Source organism: Paenibacillus sp. EPM92 (genome assembly GCF_016586185.1).
GTDB lineage: Bacteria > Bacillota > Bacilli > Paenibacillales > NBRC-103111 > Paenibacillus_G > Paenibacillus_G validus.
Genome location: NZ_BCPS01000064.1, coordinates 225,608 through 242,143, shown reverse-complemented (window position 1 = coordinate 242,143; position 16,536 = coordinate 225,608). Strand labels below are relative to the sequence as shown.

General features: G+C 56.1%; 17 protein-coding genes. 2 read left to right on the top strand and 15 right to left on the bottom strand.

All coding sequences use genetic code 11. The features are described from left to right. Positions 1-2: 2 nt before the first annotated feature. The 5 genes from JMF85_RS13430 to prmA all read right to left on the bottom strand — a co-directional run bounded on the left by JMF85_RS13430 (position 3) and on the right by prmA (position 4,410). On the bottom strand, positions 3-431 hold the full coding sequence (locus JMF85_RS13430; protein ID WP_201318368.1) for an NUDIX hydrolase: 429 nt from the start codon (positions 429-431) through the stop codon (positions 3-5). Between the two features lie 17 nt (positions 432-448). Then, positions 449-1,849 (bottom strand): tRNA (N(6)-L-threonylcarbamoyladenosine(37)-C(2))-methylthiotransferase MtaB, encoded by a 1,401-nt coding sequence (gene mtaB, locus JMF85_RS13425; RefSeq protein WP_054798012.1) that lies wholly within the window; start codon positions 1,847-1,849, stop codon positions 449-451. A gap of 2 nt (positions 1,850-1,851) precedes the next feature. Further along, the gene (locus JMF85_RS13420) at positions 1,852-2,652 is read right to left on the bottom strand and encodes a 16S rRNA (uracil(1498)-N(3))-methyltransferase (protein ID WP_127606881.1); all 801 of its coding nucleotides are present in this window, start codon (positions 2,650-2,652) and stop codon (positions 1,852-1,854) included. An 83-nt stretch (positions 2,653-2,735) separates the two neighbouring features. Next, positions 2,736-3,422, bottom strand: coding sequence for a site-2 protease family protein (locus JMF85_RS13415; protein WP_141336547.1), 687 nt, complete (start codon positions 3,420-3,422; stop codon positions 2,736-2,738). Positions 3,423-3,432: 10 nt separating this feature from the next. Beyond that, a complete protein-coding gene (gene prmA, locus JMF85_RS13410; protein WP_201318367.1) occupies positions 3,433-4,410 on the bottom strand; it encodes a 50S ribosomal protein L11 methyltransferase in 978 nt (325 codons plus the stop codon). Positions 4,411-4,556: 146 nt separating this feature from the next. Between prmA and JMF85_RS13405 the strand changes: the two genes are divergently transcribed. Beyond that, positions 4,557-5,030, top strand: coding sequence for a CBO0543 family protein (locus JMF85_RS13405; RefSeq protein ID WP_054798014.1), 474 nt, complete (start codon positions 4,557-4,559; stop codon positions 5,028-5,030). A gap of 21 nt (positions 5,031-5,051) precedes the next feature. Beyond that, on the top strand, positions 5,052-5,528 hold the full coding sequence (locus JMF85_RS13400; RefSeq protein ID WP_201318366.1) for a CBO0543 family protein: 477 nt from the start codon (positions 5,052-5,054) through the stop codon (positions 5,526-5,528). 52 nt (positions 5,529-5,580) lie between these two features. On the opposite strand, the gene JMF85_RS13395 is transcribed toward JMF85_RS13400, so the two are convergent. The 10 genes from JMF85_RS13395 to lepA form a co-directional block, all read right to left on the bottom strand. Beyond that, a complete protein-coding gene (locus JMF85_RS13395; RefSeq protein WP_054798016.1) occupies positions 5,581-5,976 on the bottom strand; it encodes a hypothetical protein in 396 nt (131 codons plus the stop codon). A gap of 48 nt (positions 5,977-6,024) precedes the next feature. After that, a complete protein-coding gene (locus JMF85_RS13390) occupies positions 6,025-6,177 on the bottom strand; it encodes a YfhD family protein (protein WP_127606891.1) in 153 nt (50 codons plus the stop codon). 157 nt (positions 6,178-6,334) lie between these two features. Next, complete coding sequence (gene dnaJ / locus JMF85_RS13385; protein ID WP_201318365.1) at positions 6,335-7,462, bottom strand: molecular chaperone DnaJ; 1,128 nt, start codon at positions 7,460-7,462, stop codon at positions 6,335-6,337. A gap of 85 nt (positions 7,463-7,547) precedes the next feature. After that, complete coding sequence (gene dnaK / locus JMF85_RS13380; protein ID WP_127606895.1) at positions 7,548-9,389, bottom strand: molecular chaperone DnaK; 1,842 nt, start codon at positions 9,387-9,389, stop codon at positions 7,548-7,550. A 51-nt stretch (positions 9,390-9,440) separates the two neighbouring features. After that, complete coding sequence (gene grpE, locus JMF85_RS13375; RefSeq protein WP_054798018.1) at positions 9,441-10,037, bottom strand: nucleotide exchange factor GrpE; 597 nt, start codon at positions 10,035-10,037, stop codon at positions 9,441-9,443. Positions 10,038-10,173: 136 nt separating this feature from the next. After that, the gene (locus JMF85_RS13370; RefSeq protein WP_201318364.1) at positions 10,174-11,715 is read right to left on the bottom strand and encodes a TCP-1/cpn60 chaperonin family protein; all 1,542 of its coding nucleotides are present in this window, start codon (positions 11,713-11,715) and stop codon (positions 10,174-10,176) included. Then, a complete protein-coding gene (gene hrcA / locus JMF85_RS13365) occupies positions 11,712-12,746 on the bottom strand; it encodes a heat-inducible transcriptional repressor HrcA (RefSeq protein WP_127606899.1) in 1,035 nt (344 codons plus the stop codon). The genes JMF85_RS13370 and hrcA overlap by 4 nt, the downstream gene beginning before the upstream one ends. A gap of 97 nt (positions 12,747-12,843) precedes the next feature. Beyond that, positions 12,844-13,311, bottom strand: coding sequence for an N-acetyltransferase (locus JMF85_RS13360; protein ID WP_127606901.1), 468 nt, complete (start codon positions 13,309-13,311; stop codon positions 12,844-12,846). Between the two features lie 74 nt (positions 13,312-13,385). Beyond that, on the bottom strand, positions 13,386-14,558 hold the full coding sequence (gene hemW, locus JMF85_RS13355) for a radical SAM family heme chaperone HemW (RefSeq protein WP_127606903.1): 1,173 nt from the start codon (positions 14,556-14,558) through the stop codon (positions 13,386-13,388). 75 nt (positions 14,559-14,633) lie between these two features. Then, positions 14,634-16,445 carry a translation elongation factor 4 gene (lepA, locus tag JMF85_RS13350; RefSeq protein WP_141336752.1) on the bottom strand — a complete coding sequence of 604 codons (1,812 nt, stop codon included), beginning with the start codon at positions 16,443-16,445 and terminating at the stop codon, positions 14,634-14,636. Between the last annotated feature and the right edge of the window lie 91 nt (positions 16,446-16,536).

Here is a 16,536-nt window from a genome sequence, read left to right as displayed (position 1 = left end):
CGTTACTCCACCTCATAACCTAGCGCGTCCAGCGCCTTTTTTAATACCGAATCGTTGTTGCCGTAACCCGAATGCGTCTGCTGATGCCACGCTTCGAGGGGATGCAGCCACTCAACGCCGCGAATTTCCTCCACCTGCGCTTGCAGCGTCCCCCCGGTCGCCTCGACCAGATAGTAGTGCACCTCTTTATCCACGACCCCGACGCCTGACAAATTGAACTGATAGGTGATTGTCTCGAGCGGTTTCACGATGCGGCCGACGATGCCTGTCTCCTCCAAAATTTCGCGGAGCGCGGTTTGTTCGACCGATTCGCCAGGTTCCATTTTCCCTTTCGGCAGCGTAATTTTCCCGTAACGGTCTTGGATCATCTGCACCTGCAAATCGTCACCGGCTTTTCGGTACACCACGCCGCCAGCTGAAATCTCCTTCATCGACAACACCCTTCCATTTATACGATTGCTTTGGCCGCTTGTCCTGGAATTGCCTCTGCCGTCGCCTTCGTCGCTCTCTTCAAGCCGCTGACGGCAGGCAGCTGCGGCGCGCCGACGATTTGTCCGCGGCATTCGTTGACGCCCGCTTCCGTCACCTTCACCCGGCACACTTGCCCGATCCAGTCTTCGCTGCCTTCGAACACAACCGACAAATAGTTATCCGAGTAGCCCATAATCATCCCGCTGCCGGGCTGCGCTTTATGCTCGCGCTCCGGGATGATCTCCAGCACTTGGCCGATGAATTTCTGCGCGTAAGCGAGCTGCATCCGTTCGGACAAATCGATCAGCTCGTGCACGCGCGCGTTCTTCAGCTCTTCGTCGACCTGATCCTCCATCCGCGCTGCCGGCGTACCGGTCCGCTTGGAGTACGGAAACACGTGCATTTCCGAGAAGCCCATACGTTCCATGAACGCATAGCCGTTCCGGAACATCTCTTCCGTTTCGCCCGGGAAGCCGACGATGACGTCCGTCGTAATCGCGACGCCCGGCATAATGCGGTGAATATGCTCGATCTTCGCGGCAAACTCCTCGGTCGTATATTTCCGGCGCATCCGCTTCAGCACGTCATTATCGCCCGCCTGCAGCGGAATGTGCAGATGACGGCACATTTTCTCGGAATGCTGGAGCACCTCGAGCACCTCATCCGTAATTTGGCTGGCTTCGATGGAGCTGATGCGGATCCGTTTCAAGCCTTCCACCTTGTCCAAATCCCAAAGCAGCTTGGCCAAGCTGTAATCTTCCATATCTTCCCCGTATCCGCCCGTATGAATCCCCGTCAGCACGATTTCCTGATAGCCTGCGTCCACCAGCATCCGCGCCTGGTTGATGACGCTTTGCGGTTCGCGGCTGCGCATTAATCCGCGCGACCACGGAATGATACAGAACGTGCAGAAGTTGTTGCAGCCCTCTTGAATTTTCAAGAAGGCACGGGTCCGGTCTGCGAAATCGGGCACGTCAAGCTCTTCGAACGCCCGCGTTTTCATGATGTTGCGGACCGCATTGATCGGCTGCCGCTCCCGCTCCAGCTGCTTCACATAGGTCAAAATTTTGTCCCGGTCCTGCGTGCCGATCACCAGATCGACGCCCGGGATGGCTAAAATTTCGGCCGGGGACGTCTGTGCGTAACAGCCGGTGACCGCAATGATCGCTTCCGGGTTGCGCCTTATTGCGCGGCGAATCATTTGCCTGCTCTTCTTGTCCCCCGTATTCGTAACCGTACACGTATTGATCACATAAATATCGGCCGTCGATTCGAAGTCGACCTGCTCGTAGCCCTCCTGTTTGAACAGCTGCCAGATCGCTTCCGTATCGTAGAAGTTGACTTTACAGCCGAGGGTGTGAAAAGCGACTGATGCCATAATTACCGTTCTCCTCCCATCTCACCGGATTCATATAAAATACACGTCAGACCGACCATGGCGGCGGTTTCCGTTCGTAAAATACGTTTGCCCAAAGAGACCGCACGGCAGCCGGCGCGTTCCGCTTCATCCGCTTCGCGTTCGCTGAATCCGCCTTCCGGTCCGACGATCAGCAGCAGCTTCGGACGAGCAGCGGCATGAGTGCCCCCGGTCTCCGCCGCTTCCGGGCCCATACGCCCCTGAAGCGCTGCGCGAATCTGCGCTCGCAGCTCCTGAACATCCTGCTTCTCATAGCAAAACCAAGCGGCATCCGCCTCGGCGGCGAGCTGCAGCAGCTCCTTCCAGCCGCGCACGGCATCGACGGACGGAATCCGGTTGCGGTGCGCCTGTTCGGCCGCTTCCTTGGCAATTTTTTGCCACCGTTCCAGACGCTTGCCTTCCTTCTTCCCGTCCAGCTGAACGACGGTGCGCTCCGACGTGAAAGGCACGAACCGGGTTGCCCCGATCTCCGTTCCCTTCTGGATCACCAGCTCCATCTTGTCGCCTTTCGGCAAGCTTTGCGCGATCCATACGTCGACGCTTGGTTCGCGGTCCATCGGCAGCTCCGTCTCAACCTCCGCCGACACTTGTCCGCCTTCGAGCGAACGAAGCACGACAACAGCTTCGCGGTTCGCCCCGTCGCTCACGATACAGCGATCTCCGGCTTTAGCCCGCATGACGCGAATCAAGTGGTGAGCGTCGTCACCCGTTATCGTAACCATATCAGCGGAAAATTGCTCCGGCTGAATGAAATATCTCTGCATAACCCCCATCGCTTTCCCAAAAAAAGGTGAGACCGTTATACAGGTTCGTAGAACGGTCAACCTTCATCATACACGTTTTTTCGCTAAAAAGCCAGAGGTCCGAATATCGGTTTAAGTATAGCCACGAACAAGGCCAAAATGTCGTTCTGCCAAGCGAAAATCGGGCCGAGCGTTACCACACGGATCGGCGGAATAAAGAACATCAGCAGCACGGCATAGAACAACCACTGCTGGTATTGCTGCAGCTTGATCGCCCAGGGACGCGGCAGCACATCTTCCAGAATGCGGTAGCCGTCCAGCGGCGGGAACGGAATCAAATTTAAAATGAATAGAAATATGTTCTGAATAACCATCCAGTGCAAAAACGTCAGCACGGCGCTCGAAACCCCCGGACTCATGCCGTCAAGCCAGCCGTACGCGTGAAAAGCGTAGACGAACACCAAGCTGATAAACCCGAGTACAAGATTGCTGAAAGGGCCCGCGAACGACACGGCGATACCCATCGCGCGCGGGTGTTTGAATCGTCCCCGGTTGATCAGCACGGGCTTGGCCCAGCCGATCCCGACAATGAGAAAGAAGATCATGCCCAGCCAATCCAGATGAACGCGCGGGTTTAACGTCACCCGGCCCATCGCGCGCGGCGTCGGGTCGCCGAACTTGTCGGCAAGATACGCATGCGCAAATTCATGTACCGTGAAGGCAAGCAGCAGCACAAGAAAGACGAAGGGCAGTTCGTCAACCGGATACGGCAGAAAACTACTCCAATCCATTGACGCTCACCTACGGCTTTCTGGCGACGAGCACGACCCAATCCTGATCCTCGTTCACCTCGGTTACATGGAAGCCGGCCAACGTTAATGCGTCCTGCACCATGTCCTGCTTGCTCTTGATAACGCCTGACACAATATAAGAGCCCCCCGAGGCGAGCGCTTCGTACACATCCTGTACGAACATTAATATAATTTCCGCCAAAATGTTGGCGACCACGACCTGCACCGGCAGCTTCACGCCGAGCGCCGTGCTTTCACCGGCAGCCCGATGTTCATTGATCACCTGCAGCAAATCGCTCAGCTTCACCGTAATGCGATCGTCCAAGCCGTTCAAATGTACGTTCTCCGTCGCGCTGGAGACGGCGACCGGATCAAGATCGAGCGCGAGCACGTGTTTGGCTCCCAGCTTCGCCGCCGCGATTGCCAGAATCCCCGAGCCCGTCCCGACATCAATCACGTCGTCGCCTTCCTTCACAACCTGCTCGATCGTCTTCAGGCAGAGGGCCGTCGTCGCATGCGTTCCCGTCCCGAACGCCATGCCCGGATCCAGTTCCAGAATAATCTCTTCGGCCTGCGGCTCGTACTCTTCCCAGGTCGGCTTAATCGTCAGCCGGTCGGTAATGCGCAGCGGTTTGAAATATTGCTTCCACGCATTCGCCCAATCCTCGTCGTCGACCAGCTTCCACTCGTAAGTCGGCTCGCCGGTATCAATATCAAACTCCGCGAGCTGAGTAACGGATTGCTTCAGCTCCTGGAGGATCGCTTCGGTATCCGAACCTTCGGCAAAGTAACCTTTAATAACCGCTCGTCCTTCCGGAATATCGTTCAACGGCAGCTCGTACCATTGACCTAGCGACGTGTCGCGCGGTTTGTTCAACGTGCCTGATTCCTCGATGGAAACGCCTCCGGCACCAAGCTCGTGTATAAAATTGGAGATCATTTCGATCGCTTCTTCTGTCGTATATACCGTAATTTCATGCCAACGCACCGGGTATTCCCTCCCATAATTTGCTCCATTTTCACGCATAAGAACAAGTATACAACAATTAGGGATACGGGTAAAATGACGGGTTCTTACATAAACGGTGCGGGAAAGGCTAAATCTAACAAACACACAGTAAAGGCGGGTCCGTAATGACGAAGGATAGATGGATAATAGCTCTTATTTATTTGCTTGGAGCGATCGCGACCGTGCTGTTGATCCCCAAGCCCAAGCGGCGAGAGGCGATTATGGCATTTCTCGCCTGTCAGCCGTTAACCTGGTTAGACTCGCTGCTGCACGTCAAGTTTCATCTGCTGTCATTCCCGGTGCGCGAATTTCCGAAAGCGACCGACCTGCTGTTTACGACCGAATACTTTCTGTATCCGCTAATATGCGCGCTTTATATCGCGAATGAGCCGAAGGGAGCGCTGTCCGCCCGCCTGGCCGCTCTCGCATTGACCGTCTCCGCATTAACCGGTATCGTTGCGCTGCTCGTCACCTATTCGAATTTAATTCGATACGAGCGCTATTCCTGGTACTGGACCTGGATTAGACTTTTTCTGGAATTCACCGTTGTTCGCTTGTACTGCGGCTGGTATTTCAAATCAGAGCCGACTGCCAACTAAACCGAGGAGCTCCCGTTTGTCATGATGATCGAATATATCGTTCTTATGTGCGTATGGATCATCAGCATCTCGATGCTGATCTTCTGCGTGCCCAAGCGTAAAGCTCGAATAGCCTACGCCGGCTTCTTGTTCAAACAGACGATCACTTGGATTGCCGGTCTGTATGTCGTGGAAAAAGGGTGGATCGTATACCCCGTGCGATTGTTTCCTGAGCAAAACCGGTCCAGCTTTACATTCGAATATTTGGCCTTCCCGGCCGTTTGTGCCGTCTTTAACGTCCATTACCCTTCCGGGCGTTCCCTTCCGGTTCGCATCGGTTACTATCTTGCCTATACCTCCGTGATGACCCTCGTGGAAGCATGGATCGAGCACAGGCTGGCGCTCATCGATTATGTGCATTGGGCCTGGTATTGGACGTGGCTGACGCTGCTGCTCACATTTTATTTGTCGCGAATGTTTTGCCTCTGGTTTTTTCAAGCGAAACGGCTCCCGGCATGAATGAATCTTCATGCCGGGAGCCGTTAGCATACCGTGAGCCTGGCGCTTCATTTCAGACGCTGCCGCCCGCATCGCGGATCACGCGTTTCGCCTGCTCGACGGCCGCCTCATCGAGCACGACCGTCAACAACACATTGCGGCGCGTCATATCGTCCGGATCGTTCATTAGCAGTTCCCTGCTGCCGTCCGCCATGCCGCTTGCATCGACGTCGGCGGCCATCAGGACGCGTGCATCCTGATTCGCGCTTGTCGTTCCCAAAGTTAAATAAGACAAACCGGGAAAATCGCTATTGGATAACGGATTTAACGTTTCGCCAATCCCGTGTCCCGGGTATTCCCCCACCTGGTCGATTTGCACCTCCGCCGCACGCAGTGCTTTCAGCTTCGGCACACAGCTTTGTGCATCCTCCGTCGTTCGAAAGTAGGCCATGATGCCTTTCTCTGACATATGTCAAACCTCATTTCTCCAAAATCTACGGCCGTGATCCGGCATCAGCTATTCCTGCTCTTGTCTGGCATCGGCTAGCGCGGCGCGTTCCTCCGCTTCCAAGTCGTCGCTATCTGCCAGCTCTGCAGAAAATTCGATGTCCTCGTTCTTCGCGATCGGCAATCGATTTTTTTGAAACGCCTTTTTCCATCGTTCCGCCATGGTCCAGCCTCCTTTCAAGTCGGTATCCATCCCAGGGTCCACCGTGCAGGTTCAAGAACCTGCTTCTATTGTCCGCATTATTAACGGGAATATGCGGCCCGCTTCACGAAAAAAGCAGCCTTCGGGAAATCCCGCAGGCTGCTTTCGGATAGGCGCTTCAGTCGCCTAAAAATGCTTTTTTCATTCGTTCGAAAATCGATTGCTGCTGCTCGTGCGTATTCTCTCCGTTTTGCCGGGAGAACTCGCGCAGCAGTTCGCGCTGCTCATCGCTCAAGTTCGTCGGCGTCACGACGACCACCTTCACGTGCTGGTCGCCTTGGCCGTAACCGCGCAGACGCGGTACGCCTTTGCCTTTCAAGCGGAAATACGTGTCGGTTTGCGTGCCGGGAGGAATTTTCAGCTTGACCTTCTCCGTCAGCGTCGGAATTTCGATCTCGTCCCCGAGCGCCGCTTGTGCAAAAGTAAGCGGTACCTCGCAGTAAATATCGTCGCCTTCGCGTTCGAAGAAATCGTGCGGCTTCACGCGGATCACGACGTACAAATCGCCTGCCGGACCTCCGCGCGTACCCGATTCGCCTTCTCCCGTTACCCGCAGCTGGGCGCCGTCGTCGACACCTGCCGGGATGTTCAGGTTAATGGTGCGCTGCTTTTTCACTTTGCCGGCGCCGTGACACGTCTGGCACTTGTCCTTAATAATTCTCCCTTGACCTTGGCAGGCGGAACAAACCCGGCGGTTCACGATGCGGCCGAACGCCGTGTTCTGCACGACCTCCTGCTGCCCGGAACCATGACAGACGCCGCATGTATCCGGCTTCGTACCGGGCTTCGCGCCGCTGCCGTGACAAGTCTCGCACGTTTCCGTACGAGGAATGTGAATGTCGGTCTTCTTCCCGAAGACCGCTTCCTTGAACTCGATCGTCATCGTATACTGCAAATCGTTGCCGCGCTGCGGAGCGTTAGGATTGCGCCGGCCGCCTCCGCCGCCGCCGAAGAACATATCGAACAGGTCGCCGAATCCGCCGAAATCCGCATTGCCGCCGAATCCGCCGCCGCCCATGCCCTGGTTCGGATCGACGTGGCCGAAGCGGTCATACTGCGCTTTCTTCTGTTCGTCGCTCAGTACATCGTAAGCTTCCTTCGCTTCTTTGAACTTCGACTCCGCGTCGTCTGCTTTGTTGACGTCAGGATGGTATTGACGAGCAAGCTTGCGGTAAGCTTTCTTGATATCCTCCTGCGAAGCATCCTTGCTTAGCCCTAATACTTCATAGTAATCGCGTTTACTCATCCTTCACTCCCACTCCCTGGCCTGCAAAAAAAAGGAAAGTGTCCGGCTTGAGAAGGTCAAGCCGGACTTGTTGTATGCGAACGGATTATTTCTTGTCGTCAACGACTTCGAAATCCGCATCCACGACGTTGTCTTTGCCTTTCGCGCCCTGCGGCTCGCCGCCTGCGGCACCGCCTGCGTTTTGCGCTTCTTGAGCCGCTTGCTCATACAGCTTCACGGACAGCGCCTGCACGATTTGCGTCAGCTCTTCGCTGGCCGCTTTGATTTCGTCGAGGTTGTCGCCTTCGAGCGCTTTTTTCAGCTTCTCTTTCGCTTCGTTCGCTTTGTCAATTTCGCCTTGATCGACCTTGTCGCCAAGATCTTTCAACGTTTTGTCGACTTGGTAAACGAGCTGATCCGCTTGGTTGCGTGCTTCGACCGTTTCTTTGCGCTTCCGGTCTTCTTCGGCGTGCGCCTCGGCGTCTTTCATCATGCGGTCGATTTCCTCGTCGGACAAACCGCTGGAAGACGTAATCGTAATTTTTTGGCTCTTGCCCGTGCCTTTATCCAGTGCGGATACGTTCACGATGCCGTTCGCGTCGATGTCGAAGGTGACTTCGATTTGCGGAACGCCTCGCGGCGCCGGCGGGATGTCGCCCAGAATAAACCGGCCGAGCGTTTTGTTATCGTTAGCCATCGCGCGCTCGCCTTGCAGCACGTGAATTTCTACGCTAGGCTGGTTGTCGGCATATGTGGTGAACACTTGTGATTTCGTTGTCGGAATCGTCGTGTTGCGGTCGATCATTTTGGTGAACACGCCGCCGGCTGTTTCGATCCCGAGGGAGAGCGGAGTCACGTCGAGCAGCACGACGTCCTTCACGTCGCCCGTTAACACGCCCGCTTGCACGGCCGCGCCGAGTGCCACGACTTCGTCCGGGTTCACGCCTTTGTGCGGCTCTTTGCCTGTCAAGCGTTTAACCGCTTCTTGAACGGCCGGGATACGCGTAGAACCGCCGACCAACACGATTTTATCGATTTTGTCCGCCGTCAGGCCTGCATCGCTAAGCGCTTGACGCGTCGGTCCGAGTGTGCGCTCGACGAGAGGCGCGGACAATTCTTCGAATTTGGCCCGGGTCAAGTTCACTTCCAAGTGCTGCGGAACGCCGTCGACCACGGTAATAAACGGCAGGGAAATCGTCGTCGTCAATACGCCGGAAAGTTCTTTTTTCGCTTTTTCCGCAGCGTCTTTCAACCGTTGTACGGCCGCTTTATCTTTGCTCAAGTCGATGCCGTGCTCTTTTTTAAACTCGGCAACGAGATAGTCGATGATCACTTGGTCGAAGTCATCGCCGCCGAGACGGTTGTCGCCGCTCGTCGCTTTTACTTCGAAGAAGCCGTCGCCGAGCTCGAGGATCGAGACGTCGAACGTACCGCCGCCAAGGTCGTAGACCAGAATTGTTTGGTCTTCGGTTTTTTCCAAACCATAGGCCAAAGCCGCCGCTGTCGGCTCGTTCACGATCCGCAGCACTTCCAGACCAGCGATTTTACCCGCGTCTTTGGTCGCTTGGCGCTGGCTGTCATTGAAATAAGCCGGAACGGTAATAACGGCTTGCGTGACCGGTTGGCCGAGGTACGCTTCCGCGTCGGCTTTCAGCTTTTGCAGGATGATCGCAGAAATTTCTTGCGGTGAATATTCTTTGCCTTCGATAATTTCCTTATGGTTCGTCCCCATATGACGCTTAATCGAGATAACCGTGCGATCCGGGTTCGTGATCGCTTGGCGTTTCGCCGTTTCGCCGACGACGCGCTCGCCGTCTTTCTTAAAGCCGACGACCGAAGGGGTCGTGCGGTTGCCTTCCGCGTTAGGAATAACGACCGCTTCGCCGCCTTCCATAACCGCGACGCAAGAGTTCGTCGTTCCTAAGTCAATACCGATAACTTTACTCATAAGGATAAGCCTCCTTTTGTTTTCGAAAGTTTGTCATATAACGGATTTATGCTATGAGCTCACTTTAACCATCGCAGGACGAAGCACCTTGTCTTTCAGCATATAGCCCTTCTGCACCTCTTCGACCACAATGCCTTCCTCGTACTCGTCGGATTCCACCTGCATGATGGCTTGATGGTACTCGGGGTTAAACGGGGTGCCGACGGTTTCCATCGCCGTTAAGCCCTCCGTCGCAAGAATTTGGGTCAATTGACGGAAAGTCATATCAATGCCCTTCGCAAGGGCGTCATAATCTTTATTATCCTTGCTGGCTGCAAGCGCCCGATCAAAGTTGTCGATGACCGGAAGCAGCTGCTCGATCACTTTCAAAGAGGCGTATTTCGCAAAATCTTCCTTTTCCTTTTGCGTCCGGCGTCTGTAGTTGTCAAAATCAGCTTGGGCCCGCAAAAACCGTTGGTGGTTTTCGTCCGCCAGCTTCTTCGCCTGCTCCAGCTCCGCTTGGACAGCATCTTGGGGTTCGGAAGCTTCCGCAGTGCCCGCTTCCGCCGTCTCTGCGCCCTCTGCTTCGTATGTAGCGCTCTCCGGTTGATTTTGCTCGTTTTGTACGGCTTGTTCACCGCTTTGCGGATCTCGTTGTTCCGTATTCAATGTCTGTCACCTCCTTAACCGAATCGGCTGCGGCCGCGCCCATTCATAATATGCGCCGCCGCTCTCTCTTTTAAATATTAGTCTAACCACGTAGTCGGGCTCAAAACCCTACATAACGCAGTTGGATAACAAAGGTTTAATCTTCTTCGCGCGGCTGCCGCATCTTGATTACGGTATGAATGCGCAGCACGGCGGACGCCACTTCTCCTGCGGCCTGCAGCGCCTGCAGCTTCACATCGGCCGGATCGATGACCCCGAGCGCCTCGAGATCGGTAATGGCGCCGGTATCGCAATCGATGCCAAGCTTGTCGCTGGCGGATGCGATCTGCGCCGCTTTCACTTCCTCGACCTTCTCCAGCGGGTTGTAGCCGGCATTGACGACGATCTGCGAGAGCGGCTTGCGCAGCGCGTGAGCAACCGCTTCGAAACCAAAACCTTCCATGCCCCGCACGGTTTCGCGATAGCGTTCAAGCTCATGCGCGGCGGCCATTTCCGCCGCGCCGCCGCCGGGCAGCCAGCCGCCGCGCAGTGCGGCCTGCACCGCCGAAGCGGCGTCGCGCGCAATGCGCAGGCGTTCGCCGGCGATCTCGTGCGTGCTTGCGCCGACGATGATAGACACTTCGACGCTGCCTCTGCCTTCGGCGATGCGCACGCATTCGAGGCGCTCGTCGTAGGCGATATGCCCGGCGAAGCCGAGATAAGGGGCCAGGTCAGCCGCCGGCCGGTACAGCGCGGAACGGCGAACCGGCCGCGCGCCGCTGTATTCGGCCAGACGGCGCAGCTGCGCCCGCGGCAGACGCTGCAGCACCATGATGCCGTGATCGGTGCAGAACTGCTCCGCTTCCGGATCGACGCCACGCTCGCTGACGACGAGCCCGACCCGCAGCTCGGTCAAGCGGCCGAGGGAGGCGCGGAACTGCTCGCGCAGCTGCATTTGCCGGTGAAAGCCGGCCTCGGTCATCAGCGCCTCATCTTCCACCTCTTCCGGTCCGAACGCATCCTGCATCATCAGAATGCGGGCCTCGTCCGACGGGAAATCAGGCTGCAGGTTGACGGGCTTCTTCGCGATGACGAGCCCGGGCCACACTTCGCCCGGCGACTTGCCGAGCGACTGCACAACATCCGCGAAGCGAAACGATTCTTCGCGCAGCTTTGCCGCGCCAAGCTGCCTGGCGCCGTCTATGATCAGCTCTGCAAGGTCGGCATGCTCGCGGCCTGCGATATAAGCGATCCGATAAGCCATCGGATCGTCCAGACCCTGCAGCGGCCGCGACCGCTCGCTTAAGCTGCGGACGGCGTGCGCGACGCCGTCCTGGATGCCGCGCACGACTTTGGCCACAGGCACGCCGCGCGTCACCTGCCGGGCGCCTTCGGCGACGAGCGCGCCCGCGAGCACCGTCGCCGTCGTCGTCCCGTCGCCGATCCGCTCCTGCTGCGCCCGCGCGACTTGAATGAGCAGCTGGGCCGCGGGATGCGCGACGTCCATCTTCTCCAGAATCGTCACGCCGTCGTTCGTAATAATTACATCGCCATGAGCGCCGACGAGCATCGTATCGAGCCCTTTCGGGCCGAGCGTGCCTTCGACGGCCGAGCAAATCGCACGCACCGCATTGGCGTTATTCCGCAGGCTGGCGTACGATTCCTCGCCTTCCGGACCCGAAGGTTTCATCTGACTCATTTATACCAACGCTCCATCAACTGTGTCATATCTTTGGACAGATGGTCCAACAGCTTGATGACTTTAGCGTAATCCATTCGTGTCGGACCAAGAATGCCGATCGTGCCGAGCAGCTGCCCTTCGAGCGAATACGTCGCCGTAATCAGGCTGCAGTCGTTCACGGCCTCCATCTTGTTCTCGCTGCCGATCCGTACTTGAATGCCTCCGGCTGCGTCCGTGCCTTCGAACAATTGAATGATCTTCGGCGTCTCCGACAGCAAATCGAGAATGCTCTTCACCTTATCGACATCCTTAAACTCCGGCTGCGTCAGCATATTCGTCGTGCCTCCGAGGAACACGCGCTCTTCTTCGTCGCGTTCGAAGACGGAATCCAGCATGATCAGCAGCTCTTCGTAACCGGACAAGTAACGGCTCATTTCCGAAGCGATCTCCGTGTAAAGCTTCGATTTGAAGTGCAGCAGCGGCACGTTCTTCAACCGGGCGTTCAGAAGATTCACGAACTTCTCGATTTCCGACATCGGAATGCCTTCCGGAATCGTTACCGTCTTGTTCTCCACCTGACCGGTGTTCGTCACCACGATCGCCACGGCGGTCCGCTCGTTCAAGGGGACGATTTGCAGATGCTTCAATGTTGTGGTAAGCATCTCCGGACCCATGACGATCGAGGTGTACGGCGTCACCTGCGACAAAATCAACGCGACCTGTTGAATGACACGTTCCATCTCCTGCATGCGTTCGGCAAAGAAACGTTTCATCACGTCGACCTCTTCGCCGGCTTCTTGCGCACCTAAAGCCATCAAGTGATCCACGTAATACCGGTAACCTTTATGCGAAGGGATTCGGCCCGCCGACGTATGCGGCTGCTCCAAAAATCCCATTTCTTCCAAATCGGACATTTCGTTGCGGATGGTGGCGGGACTGAACCCCACATTGCCGCGTTTGGATATGCTGCGTGAGCCGATCGGCTCCGCGGAACGGATGTAATCGTCAACGATGGCGCTTAAAATATGTCTCTGACGTTCGGTTAGCATATTCGAAAACCACCTCCGATTCCGGGCTCGTTAGCACTCCGATCAAGCGAGTGCTAAGCTAATACAAAAATAACAGACCTCAAGGGTCTGTGTCAAGTCAATCCAGCCGTTTGAGCACGGCGATTTCGTCGCAGCAGTGCTGTTTTTTACAGTGAATGCAATCGCGCCATACTTTTTCCGGAAAGATTTCCTTCTGCACGACCGTGAAGCCGTTTCTTTCGAAGAAAGCCACCTCGTATGTCAGCGCCATGATCTTCGGAATGCCTTGAGCTCTCGCTTCTTCCACCAGCTTGTTGACTATCGATTTGCCGATGCCGAGGCCCTTGTATCCGGCCGTCACGCCGAGCGAACGGATCTCGACGAGATCCGGACCGAGACGCGTGTTAGAGCCGCAGCCGACCAGCCGACCGTCGACTTCCGCGACGACGAACGTATCCAGCTGAGCCGCTAACGTTTCTTTGGAACGCGGCAGCATAATGCCCTGCTCCGCATAGCCTTGAATAATGTCATATAAAGTATCGATATCCTGTTCGTTCGCCTTCCGGCAGGTCAGGGTCAAAGTCATACGGGCTCCCACCAATCGCATTATGAAGAAAATGAAATGATATGAATAAATATACAACAAAACGTATAAAGGCTTCAACCTATTTTTAATTCAGACGCCTCCAAAAACTCCGCGAACACCTCGTTGCCGAGCAAAACGCCCGAATCGCTCAGCCGGTAGCCGGTTTGCGTCTCTTCCAGCAGCCCTTTCGCGCACAACCGGCGTATCGTTCCGCCGAATACGGATTCCAGCGGCCGCCCGAACTGCTCTTCGAAGTCGGATCTGCGCACGCCGCGCAGCAGGCGCAAACCAACCATCATAAAGTCTTCCATCGCTTCAACCTCTTCGACCTCGCTCGTCTGCAGAAGCGGCAGGCCGCTGCGCGTAGCGTCGATGTAAGGCTGAACCCCTTTGATGTTAACGTGCCTCGTCCCGCGCACATAGCCGTGAGCGCCGGCCCCCAGACCGTAGTAGCTTTGGTTAAGCCAGTACATCGAATTGTGCCTGCTCTCGTAACCCGGTTTCGCAAAGTTGCTGATTTCGTACTGGCCGTACCCGGCCTCCTTCAACCGCTTCATTATATGAAGGAACATGCCGACCTCCTCATCCTCCTCCGGAAGCGGCAAATCGCCGCGTTCGTAGAGCGAGTGGAACAGCGTGTTCTCCTCTACCTTCAAGCTGTAGATCGAATAATGGGGCAGCTCCAGCGCGAGCGCTTCCTTCAGCGTGGCCTCCATAATATCGATCGTTTGCTTCGGCAGCCCGAACATCAAGTCGATCGACATGTTCGTAAACCCGGCCTTGCGCGCATTCTCCAGACTCCGGTACACGTCGTCCGTATTGTGAATGCGCCCGATTCGCTCGAGCAGCGCATTGTCGAACGACTGTACGCCAAAGCTGATCCGGTTCACGCCGCCCTCTTTCATCGCCTGCAGCTTCTCCAGATCGGTCGTCCCCGGGTTCGCTTCCATGGAGAACTCGATATTTGCCGCCCAATTGCCAAAATACATGCGCACGCGGCGAAGGAATACGTCCATCTGCTCCGGCGTCAGCACCGTCGGCGTCCCGCCTCCGACGAAGATCGTCTCGATCTCACCCGGCGGCACGCTCTTTACCGTCCGTTCCATCTCCCGCTCCAAGGCATCCAAATAATCCATGACCGGCTGCCCCTTCAATATATATGAGTTGAAATCGCAGTAATGGCACTTGTTCGTACAAAACGGGATATGAAGATACACCGCCTTGGGCGTTTGCGTTTGCTGCAACATGCTTAGTCCCCCCCTTAATGCCAAAAGCAGGCGTTCGCGTTATGCCGAACACCTGCTTCCCGCACTGCTTTTGATCTATTCGTCGATCTTCAAGACGGCCATGAACGCCTCCTGAGGCACTTCCACGCTGCCGACCTGCTTCATCCGTTTTTTTCCTTCTTTTTGCTTCTCCAGCAGTTTCCGCTTCCGGCTGATGTCGCCGCCGTAGCATTTGGCCAATACGTTCTTGCGCATCGCTTTGACCGTTTCGCGGGCAATGACCTTCTGCCCGATCGCCGCTTGAATCGGCACCTCGAACATTTGACGCGGAATGAGCTCGCGGAGCTTCTCGCAAATGATGCGTCCGCGGTTGTAAGCTCTGTCGCGGTGGACGATGAACGAGAGCGCGTCGACTTGCTCGTTGTTCAGCAGGATGTCCATCTTCACGAGATTTGTCCGCTTGTAGCCCGACAGCTCGTAGTCGAACGAAGCGTACCCTTTCGTGCTCGATTTCAACTGATCGAAGAAATCGTATACGATCTCCGACAGCGGAATGTCGTAGGTAAGCGTCACGCGCGTCGTATCCAGGTATTCCATGTTGACGAACTCGCCGCGCTTGCCCTGGCACAGCTCCATAATCGCGCCCACGTAATCGTTCGGCACGATGATCTTGGCTTTTACGAACGGCTCTTCGACGAAATCGATTTTGCCCGGCTCCGGGAACAGCGAAGGGTTCTCGATGTTCAGCACCTCGCCGTTCGTCTGCGTGACGCGGAACACGACGCTCGGCGCCGTTGTGATGAGCGGAATGTTGAATTCGCGCTCGATCCGCTCCTGGATGATTTCCATGTGCAGCAGCCCGAGGAAGCCGCACCGGAAGCCGAAGCCGAGCGCTGTCGACGTCTCCGGCTCGAAGCTGAGCGAAGCGTCGTTCAGCTGCAGCTTCTCCAGCGCATCGCGCAAATCGTTGTAATCGCTCGTTTCGATCGGGTACAAGCCGCAGAACACCATCGGATTGATTTTGCGGTAGCCCGGCAGCGGTTCCGGCGTCGGATTCTTCGCGTCAGTCACCGTATCCCCGACGCGGGTGTCCCCGACATTTTTGATCCCGGCCACAATAAAGCCGACATCGCCGACTTCAAGCGAATCCACGATGCCCATACGCGGTTTGAACGCGCCGACCTCAATGACTTCGAACGTTTTTTCGGTCGCCATAAACTTGATTTTCGAACCGGCCCGGATCGATCCGTCAATGACGCGGACATACACGATAACGCCCTTATAAGGGTCGAAGTGCGAGTCGAAAATGAGCGCTTTCAGCGGCTGCGTCGAATCTCCGGTCGGCGCCGGAACTTTCTGCACGACCTGCTCGAGAATTTCCTTGATGCCGATCCCGGCTTTGGCCGAAGCCAAGACCGCTTCGCTCGCATCGAGACCGATGACGTCCTCGACCTCCTGCTTCACCCGTTCCGGATCTGCGCTGGGCAGGTCGATCTTGTTGATGACCGGCAAAATCTCCAGGTTGTTGTCGAGCGCCAAGTACACGTTAGCCAGTGTCTGCGCTTCGATCCCCTGCGCCGCGTCAACGACAAGCAGGGCGCCTTCGCAGGCGGCCAGACTGCGGGATACTTCGTACGTGAAATCGACGTGTCCCGGCGTATCGATCAGATTCAATATATATTCCTCGCCGTCGTCGGCGCGGTAGTTCAAGCGTACGGCCTGCAGCTTGATCGTAATGCCCCGTTCCCGCTCCAAATCCATTTGGTCGAGCACCTGATCCTGCATCTCGCGGGATGTCAGCGCGCCGGTAAATTCCAAGATCCGGTCGGCCAGCGTCGATTTCCCGTGATCGATATGGGCGATAATGCAGAAATTTCTAATTTTCTTTTGTCTGGCTTGGATATCCATCGGCAGCAAAACCTCACTAAACTCGCTTTTTGTACAATACTTTTCATTATAGCAGTTGTGGGGTCTTGCATCAATGCACGGAAATTCCGCG